The 11,981-nt window shown below is 66.5% G+C and carries 14 protein-coding genes, 3 tRNA genes and 1 pseudogene; 4 read left to right on the forward strand and 14 right to left on the reverse strand.

What is annotated here, in order from left to right; translation table 11 throughout:
- Positions 1 to 12 precede the first annotated feature (12 nt).
- Together AC1DN2_RS20785 and AC1DN2_RS20790 are read left to right on the forward strand one after the other, a co-directional pair.
- Positions 13 to 819: an exodeoxyribonuclease III gene (locus AC1DN2_RS20785; RefSeq protein WP_476851803.1), complete on the forward strand. Its 807-nt coding sequence runs from the start codon at positions 13 to 15 to the stop codon at positions 817 to 819.
- A 31-nt stretch (positions 820 to 850) separates the two neighbouring features.
- A complete protein-coding gene (locus AC1DN2_RS20790; RefSeq protein WP_476851804.1) occupies positions 851 to 1,762 on the forward strand; it encodes a DUF8083 family protein in 912 nt (303 codons plus the stop codon).
- 16 nt (positions 1,763 to 1,778) lie between these two features.
- On the opposite strand, the gene AC1DN2_RS20795 is transcribed toward AC1DN2_RS20790, so the two are convergent.
- The 14 genes from AC1DN2_RS20795 to AC1DN2_RS20860 form a co-directional block, all read right to left on the reverse strand.
- Entirely contained in the window at positions 1,779 to 2,846 is a 1,068-nt protein-coding gene (locus tag AC1DN2_RS20795; protein ID WP_476851805.1) for a LacI family DNA-binding transcriptional regulator, read from the reverse strand.
- A gap of 119 nt (positions 2,847 to 2,965) precedes the next feature.
- Positions 2,966 to 3,220 carry a hypothetical protein gene (locus AC1DN2_RS20800; protein WP_079552393.1) on the reverse strand — a complete coding sequence of 85 codons (255 nt, stop codon included), beginning with the start codon at positions 3,218 to 3,220 and terminating at the stop codon, positions 2,966 to 2,968.
- Between the two features lie 10 nt (positions 3,221 to 3,230).
- Positions 3,231 to 4,130 carry a carbohydrate ABC transporter permease gene (locus AC1DN2_RS20805; RefSeq protein ID WP_476851806.1) on the reverse strand — a complete coding sequence of 300 codons (900 nt, stop codon included), beginning with the start codon at positions 4,128 to 4,130 and terminating at the stop codon, positions 3,231 to 3,233.
- A complete protein-coding gene (locus AC1DN2_RS20810; RefSeq protein WP_026266860.1) occupies positions 4,127 to 5,164 on the reverse strand; it encodes a carbohydrate ABC transporter permease in 1,038 nt (345 codons plus the stop codon). Before AC1DN2_RS20810 ends, AC1DN2_RS20805 begins: the two co-directional genes overlap by 4 nt.
- A gap of 7 nt (positions 5,165 to 5,171) precedes the next feature.
- Positions 5,172 to 6,455 carry an ABC transporter substrate-binding protein gene (locus tag AC1DN2_RS20815; RefSeq protein ID WP_028277787.1) on the reverse strand — a complete coding sequence of 428 codons (1,284 nt, stop codon included), beginning with the start codon at positions 6,453 to 6,455 and terminating at the stop codon, positions 5,172 to 5,174.
- 148 nt (positions 6,456 to 6,603) lie between these two features.
- Positions 6,604 to 7,215: a hypothetical protein gene (locus tag AC1DN2_RS20820; protein WP_476851807.1), complete on the reverse strand. Its 612-nt coding sequence runs from the start codon at positions 7,213 to 7,215 to the stop codon at positions 6,604 to 6,606.
- Positions 7,212 to 7,871 (reverse strand): hypothetical protein, encoded by a 660-nt coding sequence (locus tag AC1DN2_RS20825; RefSeq protein ID WP_476851808.1) that lies wholly within the window; start codon positions 7,869 to 7,871, stop codon positions 7,212 to 7,214. Before AC1DN2_RS20825 ends, AC1DN2_RS20820 begins: the two co-directional genes overlap by 4 nt.
- The gene (locus tag AC1DN2_RS20830; protein WP_476851809.1) at positions 7,868 to 8,251 is read right to left on the reverse strand and encodes a hypothetical protein; all 384 of its coding nucleotides are present in this window, start codon (positions 8,249 to 8,251) and stop codon (positions 7,868 to 7,870) included. Before AC1DN2_RS20830 ends, AC1DN2_RS20825 begins: the two co-directional genes overlap by 4 nt.
- The gene (locus AC1DN2_RS20835) at positions 8,248 to 8,439 is read right to left on the reverse strand and encodes a hypothetical protein (RefSeq protein ID WP_223914590.1); all 192 of its coding nucleotides are present in this window, start codon (positions 8,437 to 8,439) and stop codon (positions 8,248 to 8,250) included. Before AC1DN2_RS20835 ends, AC1DN2_RS20830 begins: the two co-directional genes overlap by 4 nt.
- On the reverse strand, positions 8,436 to 8,957 hold the full coding sequence (locus AC1DN2_RS20840; protein WP_476851810.1) for an Asp23/Gls24 family envelope stress response protein: 522 nt from the start codon (positions 8,955 to 8,957) through the stop codon (positions 8,436 to 8,438). Before AC1DN2_RS20840 ends, AC1DN2_RS20835 begins: the two co-directional genes overlap by 4 nt.
- A gap of 196 nt (positions 8,958 to 9,153) precedes the next feature.
- Entirely contained in the window at positions 9,154 to 9,627 is a 474-nt protein-coding gene (locus tag AC1DN2_RS20845) for a hypothetical protein (protein WP_223914592.1), read from the reverse strand.
- Between the two features lie 223 nt (positions 9,628 to 9,850).
- Positions 9,851 to 9,926 (reverse strand) — tRNA-Phe (locus tag AC1DN2_RS20850).
- Between the two features lie 48 nt (positions 9,927 to 9,974).
- Positions 9,975 to 10,048 (reverse strand) — tRNA-Asp (locus tag AC1DN2_RS20855).
- Positions 10,049 to 10,153: 105 nt separating this feature from the next.
- Positions 10,154 to 10,226: transfer RNA gene (locus AC1DN2_RS20860), tRNA-Glu, on the reverse strand.
- A 200-nt stretch (positions 10,227 to 10,426) separates the two neighbouring features.
- Between AC1DN2_RS20860 and AC1DN2_RS20865 the strand changes: the two genes are divergently transcribed.
- Complete coding sequence (locus AC1DN2_RS20865; RefSeq protein WP_476851811.1) at positions 10,427 to 11,446, forward strand: PHP domain-containing protein; 1,020 nt, start codon at positions 10,427 to 10,429, stop codon at positions 11,444 to 11,446.
- Between the two features lie 257 nt (positions 11,447 to 11,703).
- Positions 11,704 to 11,981 (forward strand): annotated as a pseudogene (locus AC1DN2_RS20870) (IS481 family transposase); the annotation flags it as partial.

An 11,981-nucleotide genomic window follows, 5' to 3' on the forward strand; every position in this document is an offset into this window, starting at 1 on the left:
AAGTTAGGGACTGTGAAGATTGCTACCTGGAATGTGAACTCGCTCCGTGCCCGCGCCGACCGTGTGGAGTCCTGGCTTCAGCGCACGGACTGCGACGTCCTAGCCATCCAGGAAACCAAATGCAAGGACGAGAACTTCCCCTGGGAGCTCTTCGAGAACATGGGCTACGAGGTGGCGCACTTCGGCCTGAGCCAGTGGAACGGCGTCGCGATCGCCTCCCGGGTGGGACTCGACGACGTCGAACGCACCTTCCTGGACCAGCCCGTGTTCGGCAAGAGCGGCAAGGACGCCGTGCAGGAGGCCCGCGCCATCGGCGCCACGTGCGGCGGCGTCCGGGTCTGGAGCCTCTATGTCCCGAACGGCCGCGCCCTCGACGATGAGCACATGCCCTACAAGCTCAACTGGCTGGACATCCTGAAAAACCACGCCGGCACCTGGGTCAAGGAGGACCCCGAGGCGCAGATTGCGCTGATGGGCGATTTCAATATCGCCCCCCTGGATGATGACGTCTGGGACATCGACTACTTCCGCTCCGGGGGCCTCACCCACGTCAGTGAGCCTGAGCGGGCCGCCTTCCATGCCTTCGAGGAGGCCGGCTTCCAGGATGTCGTCCGCCCGCACACCCCGGGGCCCGGCGTCTACACCTACTGGGATTACACGCAGCTCCGCTTCCCGAAAAAGGAGGGCATGCGGATCGACTTCATCCTCGGCTCCCCGGCCCTGGCGGCACGGGTCACCGGTGCGATGATCGACCGCGAGGAGCGCAAGGGCAAGGGCGCCTCGGACCACGCCCCGGTGATTGCGGAACTGGCGGACTAATGGCTGCCGGCCAGGGAAGCGTCGTGATCCAATGACGGGGAGCATCTACCACGGACAGTCCGGGCTGCCGTTCTCTTCCGCGCTCCGGATCTACGAGCCCCTCGAGGCGTTCCCCGAACAGCAACGGAAGACCTTGGAGGCCGCCGGCGCCGGCCAGGCGTCCCGCGCGGCTGTGGAGAACGCCGAGCTCCTGGCGTCCCTGGGCCGCATCACCCGGCCCGACGGGGATCCGTTTCCCACCGGCCGGACCGATCTGGTGCGCGTTGTCGCGGCTCCGGCCAGGCGGGCCCCGTCCGGCGCAGCGCACGACGCCGCCACGTCCGGGACTGCGGCCGCCCCGCAGCCTGACCGGTTGCTGTACTGCCCCAGCCAGCTGGTCCTCCGCGCCGGGCTGGCCGCCAATGCCCTGATGGAGGGCATCCACGGGCCCCTGGCCCAGCTGCTGATCCCGGAAGAACAGCGGGACAAACACCAGGAACGCATTGATGAGGTGCGCGCCCACGATGGCCTGAGCCGGGTCCACACCAGGGCGTCCACGTGGGGCATTCCGTTCAGCTGGTTCTGCCTTTTCCAGGAATCGGATCCCACCGACGTCGTCGAAGCCGACGGCCACATTGTGACGGTCCGCATCCGCGCCGGCATCAGCAACGCGCTGGAGCGGGTGAGCTATGCGGTGGCGCACCTGGCCCTCGCCGCGCCCGATCTCGACATGCTTGAGGACCTGACCCAGTTAACGGAATGGCTTGAGCTCTTCCACCCGGACTCGGCGGTGGAACTCGACTACGGCGGGGTGGCAGACAAGGTCTATCCGGATGATTCGCCGCTGGACGTACGCCTCGGCATCGAGTGCCTGGCGGAGGGGGACATGACCGGCGCCGCCGCGGCCTACCGCCGGCTGGCCTCGCGTTGGGTGCCGATCCGCCAGCTGGCCCGCGCGTCCTAGCGCGGCCCGAACTCCGCTAGCTGAGCCGCGCGGACTGGCGCAGCGGCGGCGCCGTCGTCGTCCGGATAATCAGCCGGTGCGGCGCCACAGCGGACTGCACGGAGCCGGAAATGCCGTCAAGCTCGTCCAGCAGCATTTTGGTGCCGAGTTCGGCCTGCTGGTCCGGGCGCTGCCCGACTGTGGTCAGGCCCATGGCCTCGGCGAAGTCGTGGTCGTCGATGCCGATGACCGAGAGGTCCTCCGGGACGCGCACACCGGCTTTGTTGGCCTCGAAGATGACGCCCATGGCCATCTCATCGGAGGCGCAGAAGATTGCTGTGGGCTTGGCACCGCCGGTGGCCCAGAGGCGGCGGAATGCCTCCTGACCGCTGCGGACGGTGAAGTCCCCCCAGAGGTCCCATTCGGCCCGGACGGGCAGCCGCGACTCGCCCATGATGTCGTGGAAAGCCTGGATCCGGACCCTGGGGACGTCGAAGTTGAGGTCGGTTTCGTCGTCGCCGTGCAGGAGCGCGATGTCCGTGTGACCCAGCCCGATCAGGTGGCGCACTGCGGTGGCGGCCGCGGCGTAGTCGTCGATGCCGATGTAGGGGCACTCCTCGACGTGGCCTCCCACCACCACCAGCGGGATGTCGATTTTCTGGAGATGCTCGATTTCCTCGTGGGTGAGCGCCATGCAGAGGACCAGCAGGGCGTCGATCTGCTTGTAGACCATGGTCTTGCTGAAGAGCCGCTCACGGTGGCTGCCGTGGCCGCCGAGGTTGAAGAGGGAAAGGTTGTACTGCCGGGAGTGCAGTTCCCGGTCGGCGCCCTCGATGGCCTTGGAGAAGAACCAGCGGCTGACGAACGGGGCCAGGACGCCGATGGTTTTGGTCCGGCCCGTCGCCAGGCCGGACGCCGAGGACGACGCGACGTAGCCCAAGGATTCGGCGATGCCGAGGATCTTCTCCCGGGTTGCCGGGGAAACACGGGGCAGTCCCCGGACGGCACGGGATACAGTGGCCGTTGACACGCCCGCAGCGGCGGCGACATCCTCAATGCTGACGCCCGAGTGGCCTCCGCGCTGCGCCCGTTCCGTCCGTGCCACCTGTGCCCCCTAATTAACGGTCCGTGGAAGCCTGGAGGCTGCCCGAAGACGTGTTGCGTCCGCCTCCCCCCGGCGGCTGAATAATCCTGCCCGGCTCCTGCCCGGCTGCTGTCCCCCTGTTAGGAGTGCCGGCTGGCCGTCCGGCGCGGCAAACGCCGGCGCAGCCGGATCATCCCGTAGAGGGCCAGCAACATGGCGAGCAGACCCAGGGCCCAGAAGAGGGCTGGCTGGGCGGTCACTTCCATCCAGACAGTGACCACCAGCAGCACCACGGCCCAAAAGCCGAGGAACCCGATGATGATGTCGAAGTCCTCGCCGGAGCGCACCTTTCGACGCGTCGCCGGCACGTGACCCTGGTTCTGCTCGTCAGTCATCACGCCTCAGTCACTTAACCGCGCCGGCCGTGAGGCCCGCGACAATCTTACGCTGGAACACCAGCACCAGGATGACCAAGGGAATGGTCACAATAGTGCCCGCAGCCATGATGGCGGTGTACGGAATCTGGTTCGGCTGCGCACCGGCGAAGCTCGCAATGGCCACGGTGACCGGCTGCGTTGCGTCGGACGAAAGCTGGCTGGCGATCAGGAATTCATTCCACGAGGAGATGAAGGCCAGGATGGCGGTCGTGAAGATGGCCGGTGCGGCCAGCGGCATGATGACCCTCCGGAAGGCCTGTCCCTGCGTGCAGCCGTCCACCCGGGCCGATTCCTCGAGCTCCCACGGCATCTCCCGGAAGAAGGACGTCATGGTGTAGACCGTCAGCGGCAGCACGAACGAGATGTTCGGGATGATCAGGGCCTGGTAGGTGCCCATCCAGCCGATGTTCGTGAAGAGCTGGAACAGCGGGGTGATGAGGGCGACGCCGGGGAACATGGAAGCGCCCAGGATGAAGCCCAGCACAAGGTACTTGAACTTGAAGTTCAAGCGGGCCAGTGCGTAGGCGGCAAACACGCCGATCACCAACGACACCAGGGTGACGACGGTGCCGATGAACAAGCTGTTCAGCAGTGCCTGGCCAAAGTGGTTGCCGAAGGACGTGTCGAACGCCGTCTTGAAGTTGTCCAGCGTGATGTGAGTCGGCAGGATCGAGGTGTCGTAGGTGTAGCCGACGTCGCGGAACGCCGTCACCACCATCCAGTAGGCCGGAGCCAGGCACCAGAAGAGGATCACGACCGCACTGATGTAGGTCCGGCTCTGGGCCCACTTCTCGCGGTTCTGCGCGGCCTTCCGCCCCCGGTCCTGCTCTGCGCGCAGCTCGGTTGCGGCGCTCGTCGCGGCGGTCATTTCTTCCCCTTACCTGCGCCGGTCTGCTGCTCCACCACGTTCGCTCCGAGGAAGCGCACGAAGATGAAAGCCACCAGAAAGATGATGATGAACGTGATGGTGGACAAAGCCGCCGCCGCGTTGAAGCCCTGCCTGATCTGGTTGATCACCAGGATGGAGAGCGTGGTGGTGTTGTTCGCTCCGCCGGTCAGGATGTACGGGAGGTCGAACATGCGCAGCGCGTCCAGGGTGCGGAACAGGATGGCCACCATGAGCGCCGGTTTCACCAGCGGCAGGGTGATCATCCGGAACCGCTGCCAGGCTGAGGCGCCGTCGACCTTGGCCGCCTCGTACACTTCCGCGGGAATCATCTGCAGGCCGGCAAGAATCAACAGCGCCATGAACGGCGTGGTCTTCCAGACGTCCGCGATGATCACGGCCCACCTGGCCGGCCATTCGCTGCCGGTCCATAGGACGGTGGTGTTGAAGAGCTTGTTGCCGATGCCTTCGAAGGCGAAGATGAACAGCCACAGCTTGGCCGTCACGGCGGTGGGGATGGCCCACGGCACCAGGACGGCTGCACGGACCAGGCTGCGGCCCTTGAAGGCCCGTGCCATGATGACGGCCATCCAGAAGCCAAGCACTGTCTCCAGTGCCACCGTGACGATGGTGAAGAAGAACGTGGTGCCGGTGGCGGACCAGAACTGCGCGCCCAGGGTTCCCGGCGGGCAGTCAACGGTTCCGCCGGACGGTGCCGGGCATTGCTGGAAAATCCAGTTGTAGTAGTTCGAGAAGCCGGCCGGGCCACCCTCAACGAAGAGACCCGTAGCGGGGTCCAGACCGGCATCCTTCTGGAATGACATCACAATGGCGGTGATGATCGGATACACGATCACTACCGACAATGCGAGGATGGTCGGCGCCAGCAGCCAAGCTGCCCAGCGCCCCTGCGTCGCGATGCGGTTGTCCTCCCCAACACCCTTGGGTGCGTGGTGGATCGGTGCCCCGCCCGACGCCGGTGCCTTGACCGACGTCGGGCCTACTTCAGTTGCCATGATGGACCTACTGTCCCGCGCTAGCGGACTCGATGGACTTCTGCATGTCGGACAGGGCCGCGTCTACAGTCTTCTCGCCCTTGATGGCCGAGTACGCGTTTTCCTGGATGGCCTTGGTGACGGCCGGGTAGAACGGGGTGACCGGGCGCGGCACGGCGTTCTCGATCGAGGTCTTCAGGACCGGCAGGTACGGCAGCTTGGCGACGAGCTCCTTGTCGTCGTAGAGCTTGCCGAGCACCGGTGCGAGCGAACCCTGCGTGGCGAAGAACTTCTGGGTCTCTTCGGTGGTGAGGAACTTCAGGAAGTCCACCGCGGTGGCCTTGTTCTTGGAGTAGACGCTGATCGCGGCGCTGTGGCCGCCGAGGGACGAGGCGCCCGGACCGGTCTTGCCGGGGAGTGCGGTCATGCCCAGGACGTCCTTGACCTTGGAGGAGCCTTCGGTGGTGGCCAGGTTGTAGACGTAGGGCCAGTTGCGCAGGAACAGCAGCTTGCCGTCCTGGAATGCCTGGCGGCTTTCCTCTTCCTGGAACGTGATGGCTTCCTTCGGGATCGAGCCGTCTGCGTAGGCCTTGGTCAGGTTGGCCATGCCGGCCTTTGCCTCCGCGGTGAGCAGGTTGGGCTTGCCGTTCTCGTCCAGCACGGCTCCGCCGGCGGAGTTGATTGCCTCGGAGGCGTTGACGGTCAGCCCCTCATACTTCTTGAACTGGCCGGAGTAGCAGCCGATGTTGTTGGTCTTGGCGATGGAGCACATGCTCATCATCTCGTCCCAGGTCTTCGGGGGCGTGGGGACCAGGTCCTTGCGGTAGTACAGGATGCCGCCGTCGGATGATTCCGGTGCCGCATACAGCGTGCCCTTGTAGGAAGCGGCATCAACGGTCGGCTTCAGCATGGCCGAGGTGTCCAGCGCCATCTTGTCCTTGAGCGGCTGCAGCCAGCCCTTGGCGGCGAATTCGGCGGTCCAGACGACGTCGACGCTCGCGACGTCGTAGCCGGGGTCCTTGGCCTGGAAGTGCTGGACGAGGTCGTCGTGCTGCTGGTCGGCCTGGTCGGTCTGCTCCTTGAAGGTGACCTTTTCGTTCGGGTGGGCGGCGTTCCACTTGTCGATCAGCGGGCGGACCACGTTGCTGTTGTCCTTGCCCTGAACGTAAGTAATGGGGCCGCGCCCGTCCAGGCCCTGCGAGGCGGCGTCGCTGCCGCTGGTAGTGCCGCCACCTCCGCCGCCACACGCCGAAAGGGTGATAGCCAAAATGCCTGCCGTGGCGACGGGAAGTAGGAAATTGCGGGTTTTCATACTGGAGTGCTCCTCGCTGAGTACCGGTGAAAAACGGCCGTACTGATGGTGTGCCGACCATCACAGTAATCAACAGGCAGTCCGGAATGCAAGCGTTTACATGAAACCTTTATGCAAAGGAGATTCCGTGGCCCGCCGGCCGGCCACCTCAGCGGACCCGCTCGGAACGGCCGAACCGCGACCGCGCGCCGGATCCGATGTGGATCAGCACCGGGGTGCGTTTGCCGATCACCGCGTCGAGCGCCTCTACCAGGGCGGAAACTTCGGCGGCGAGCCGGTGCGGGGCGACGCCCTGGCGCGGTTCCACCCGGATCTTGAGGGCCGGCTCCCCGCTGATCTTGTAGGCGGCGACCGTGACGCCGGCCAGGTCGGGCCGGTCCGCCAGCGCCGCGCGGAGCGTCTGCTCCGCCACGCCGCCGCTGATTCCGACGTTGCCGGGCACTTCACCCGGGTCCTCCTCTGCCACGAGCAGGCTGGTCCGGCCCGTACCCTGTTGGGCAATCCAGGCGATCATCAGGCCAATCACCACCAGCAGCGCCACGCAGATGGCAAGCCACAGCCAGCTCCCCTGGCGGCGGGGGAATTGCGTCCGTTCGAACAAATCGAGCCAGAAGCTCAGGACGCCGCCGGCCCACTCATGCCACCACACGCCCACGGCCGGGACGCCTGCAAGCAGTATCAGGAGGACGCCGACGGCGAGGAGCAGGATGCCAAGGATGCCAATCAGTACGCGGTTCAGCGCCCGGGGGGTGTTGTTCATGCCCCCACCACCCCGGCTGTGGATACCTGGATCCGCACTTCCGGCATCGGCCAGGGGCCCATTTCCTCCACTTCCCGGCGCACAGCCTCCAGGACGGCGTCCGGGCGCAGCGGCACACCGGAGGTCGGCCGGACGTTGACCGTGATCCGATTCCGCGACACGACCACCATCACCTGTTCCTTGGCCACGTTGGCGGCCAGCCGGGCCCGGCGCGCCAGGGCAGCGGCGATCACCTCATCGTCCACCACGACGGCGGCCCGGCGGTCCGGGAGCAGGTGGCGTGCCCGCCGGCCGGGCAGCACGGCATTGAGGAAGAAGAACAATCCGGCCATCGCGATCACAGCGCCCGTGACACCGAGCAGAAGCGGCGGGATTCCCGCCGGGAGCGCGACTACCCGCTCGGCCGCGGTCTGCGGATCCACGAGCCACGGCGGCTGCCCGATCGCACGGACCCCGGTCTCAAGCAGCGCATAGCCGAACACGACCATGACCAGGCCGGCCGCGAGCACGGACACAACAGCGCGCGATGTGTGCGTCTCCCGTTTCACTATCCGGCCCATGCCCGCGGCGCCGGAACCCAACGGCGCGCTCCCCTGCACCGCATCGGCGTCATGCCCGGCGGAGTCGATCCCGGCGTTCTGGGTGTCCTGGCTCAATGTACCCGGCCTCCCCCGCGCACGGCGGCCCCGCTGATGCGGATGTCCACCCGGCTCAGCTGCGCTCCGGTCAGTTCCGTCACGCGGCGCAGAATCTCGGCCTTGGCGGCGACGGCACGCTCCCAGATGGAACCGCCGAATCCGGCGACGCGGCCGGGGTCCCGGACCACAGCGGTGAGATTCGGGACCGCGACGGGCATGACAAGCGACAGGGCAAGCAGCCCGTCATCGTCCGACCAGTCGGCGCGGACGTCGTGCGCCGGGACACCGAGGGCCTCCCCCGCGGCCGCCCGGGCCACGCTCGTCAGGGCCTGGGTGCTGATGCGGTTGTGCCCGGCCACCGCGGCGCCGGGGATCGGCGCTTCTGCCGTGATGCTCATGAGGAGGAACGCCGGCCCGTGAGGGCGTCAAACACGCTTCGCAGGTCCAGCTTCCCCTCTGCGGCCCGGCCCAGGAGGGCGCCAATGGCCATGAAGAACAGGGAGCCGAGGAAGCCCCAGACACCGAACTGGAAGGACATGAAGGCCACGAAGGCGCCCATGGCGATTCCCACTACCGTCAGACTCATTGGATTGCCTCACTGACTGGCCGGGCCTCGGCGGACGCGGCCGGTTTGGCCGGGCCGGGCACATAAACGTCGTTGATCTCGATATTGACCTCGATCACTTCGAGACCCACCAGTTCCCCGACGGCGGCGTAGACGACGGCGCGGACCTGGTCCGCGAGGGTCTGCAGGGGGGTGCCGTACACCGCAACAAGATCGATGTCCACGGCGACCTGCGTTTCGCCGACTTCCACGCGGACGCCCGCTGCGTGATCAGCGTTGCCGACGGCGTCGCGGATGGCCCCGAGGGCGCGTGAGGGTCCTGATCCCAACGAATAGACGCCGGGCACCGATCGGGCGGCGATGCCCGCTACCTTGGCGACGGCAGTTTCCGCTATGACCGTGCGGCCGGTGCCGGCCGGCGCGGACAGACCGTCTGTAGGACTGACCAGGGCATCGGGACCGGGCTGACCGGCTGCGAGCCCGGCAACGTGTTGACCGGCCGCGGGACCGGCGACGGGTTGAGAATTCTGGTATTCCATAACGCACTCCCCCTTCTCTTTGACACAACCCTAGTCCCTGCCTTGGGGCGCGTGGGGGAATCTTGCGGCGCCCGTTCCCACAGTCCATGCAGGTGGGGGCGGGAACGGGCGGCCTGCATCGGGGACAAGGCCAGCCGCCTGTCGGCTGCCGGATGTCAGCCGGGGGCCGACGCGGGCGTTGGCCTGGCCGAACCCCCTACTTGCAGTTGGTGGCGATCCAGGTCGTGACCGGCGCCATGGCGGCCTGGAGCTTTCCGCTGGAGAAGACCGTCTGGTCGGTGACGCCGGCAACGGCCACCTCCTTGAGGTTGGCGAAGTCGGCCTTGAGGCTGTCCGGGACGCGTTCGGCCGTCGCGGCCAGCTCCGTTTTGAACTGTTCCAGTTCCGCCGTCTTGCCTTGGGCGGCCGACAGCGGAAGGAGCGTGGCGCCGGTTGCCTGCTCCGAGATCTTGGAGCACGCCTCGGCGGCGCTGGTGAAGCCGCCGAACGGTCCCGAGGTCCCGCTGGGGCTCGGCGTGGCGGACGCGGAAGCGGTGGACTCGCCCCCGGCGGACGTGCCCGCGGCGGACGAAGGCGCGCTGCCGGCCTGCGGGGCCGAACACCCGGTAAGCGCCAGGGCTGCGAGGAGGGCGGTTGCGGCGAGAGGACGGGCAATATTCTTCGAAGTCACGTTGCAGAATCACTTTTCGGTTGAGATTACGCCGCCTGCCCGGACCGGGCTGCCGGCGGCCTTGGTGTTCTTTCCCCAGCGTGCGAGTCTAGCCCGGCCGGCTGGACGGCCCCCAAACGGTCGCCGCCGTCGGCCGCCGCCCGCCTCCCCCGTCGATAAAGCGGAGCACCAGAAGGTGTTAAAGAAGAAAAGCACCAGTTCTCAAAGAACTGATGCTTCCCAGTGGTGGCTCCGACCGGCGTCGATCCGGTGACCTTTCGATTTTCAGTCGAACGCTCTACCAACTGAGCTACAGAGCCTAGGTGACATGTCACCTTGAAGGCCGGAATTTCTTCCGGCAATCAGAGCGACCCTGACGGGACTTGAACCCGCGACCTCCGCCGTGACAGGGCGGCGCGCTAACCAACTGCGCTACAGGGCCTTGCTTGTTTACTGCTTGTTCTTGCTGCCTGCGATATCGCTACCGCAGATTTTCAAGGCCTTTAGCCTACCAGACTTTTTCACCCGGTTTGACCAGTTCCTTGCGTACCCCCAACGGGATTCGAACCCGTGCCGCCGCCGTGAAAGGGCGGTGTCCTAGGCCGCTAGACGATGGGGGCCAGGACGCCATCCGTCGGAACATATCAGGACAAAAATTAAGGGCCGAAGCCTGTCGTTTTTGTCCTTTCGGGTTCCTCCGAACTGGACTATAAAACTATAAGGGCAGACCCCCGGATTATCCAAAATCGGTCCTTCCCGCCGATACAAAGCCGGGCCAAGATAGGGGCGGGGCCGGGCAGAGTGGGTGCAAGATGGACTGATGGATGCCGTTGATGCCCTCAATGAGATTGCGTTCTGGCTCGAACGCGGGCTCGCCCCCACCTTCAAGATCCAGGCGTTCCGCAAGGCAGCCGGGATTATCGGCGCCCTGGACCCGCAGGAGGTCGCAGCGCGGGCACGCAACGGCCGGCTCAAGAGCATGAAGGGGATCGGCGACAGAACGTTCGAGGTCATCCGGCAGGCGGTCGACGGCGGCGTGCCCGACTATCTTGAGGATCTGCGCCAACGCGGGCAGCAACCCCTCGCGACCGGCGGCGCCGAACTGCGCTCGGCCCTCCGCGGGGACCTGCACAGCCACAGCGACTGGTCCGACGGCGGATCCCCGATCGGACTCATGGCCGACGCCGCCCGGACACTGGGCCGGGATTACCTCGCCCTGACGGACCACTCCCCCAACCTCAAGATCGCCAACGGCCTGAGCGCCGAACGCCTTCGGGAACAGCTGGACATTGTTGCGGACATCAACGCGGACGGCGGTGACTTCCGCCTCCTGGCCGGGATCGAGGTGGACATCCTGGAGGACGGCACCCTGGACCAGTCCCCGGAGATGCTGGACCGGCTGGACATCGTCGTGGCGAGCGTCCACTCGAAGCTCCGCTCCGACCGGCGCACCATGACCGAGCGGATGCTGGGCGCCATCAATGATCCGCACACGAACGTCCTCGGCCACTGCACCGGCCGGCTGCTGCAGGGGTCGAGGGGAACCCGCCCGCAGTCCGAGTTCGACTCCGCGCGCGTGTTCGCGGCGTGCGCCGGCAATAATGTGGCCGTCGAAATCAATTCCCGCCCCGAACGGCAGGATCCGCCGGACGAGCTGATCCGGCTGGCCCTCGATTCCGGCTGTCTGTTCAGCATCGACAGCGACGCCCATGCGCCGGGCCAGCTGGATTTCCTGCAGTACGGTGCCGAGCGCGCGGCCTCGAACGGGGTACCCGCCGAGCGGATCGTCACCACTTGGCCGCTGGATCGGCTGCTGGAGTGGGCCGGAAGCGGCAAATAGCGGCCGGACAGCTGCCTTGGGCCAGGCCCCAAGGCTACCCAGACCCAGGGCTACCCCAGCCCGCGGATGCCCAGCCGCCCAATGCCCTGCCTGCCCGCCGAGGCCTAGGTGTACTGAGCCGGGACGTTGTTGACATGTAGGGCTTGAAAACGAGGAGGACCTCCGGGCTAAGTGGAGCTGTCTAGTTCACACACTTTGCGCTCGGAGGTCCTCGTGTCCCACGTTAATGCCCGTCTGACAGTTCATGGAAGACTCCTGTCGCTGCGTTCACCGGCGTCCCGGCCCGGACCGTGTCCCGGATCCTGCACCGGCACGGGGTCCCGCGGCTGGCGGACTGCGATCCGCTGACCGGCGCCCCGATTCGCGCCGCCCGGACCACGGCGAAGCGGTACGAACGGGCACGGCCCGGGGAACTGGTCCATCTGGACGTCAAGAAGCTCGGACGCATCCCGGAAGGTGGCGGCTGGCGGGCCCACGGCCGCTCGGAGCAGGTCAAGGGACGCGGAATCGGTTACGACTACGTCCACGTCGCGAT

It is taken from the genome of Arthrobacter sp. 01L42 (assembly GCF_056400005.1).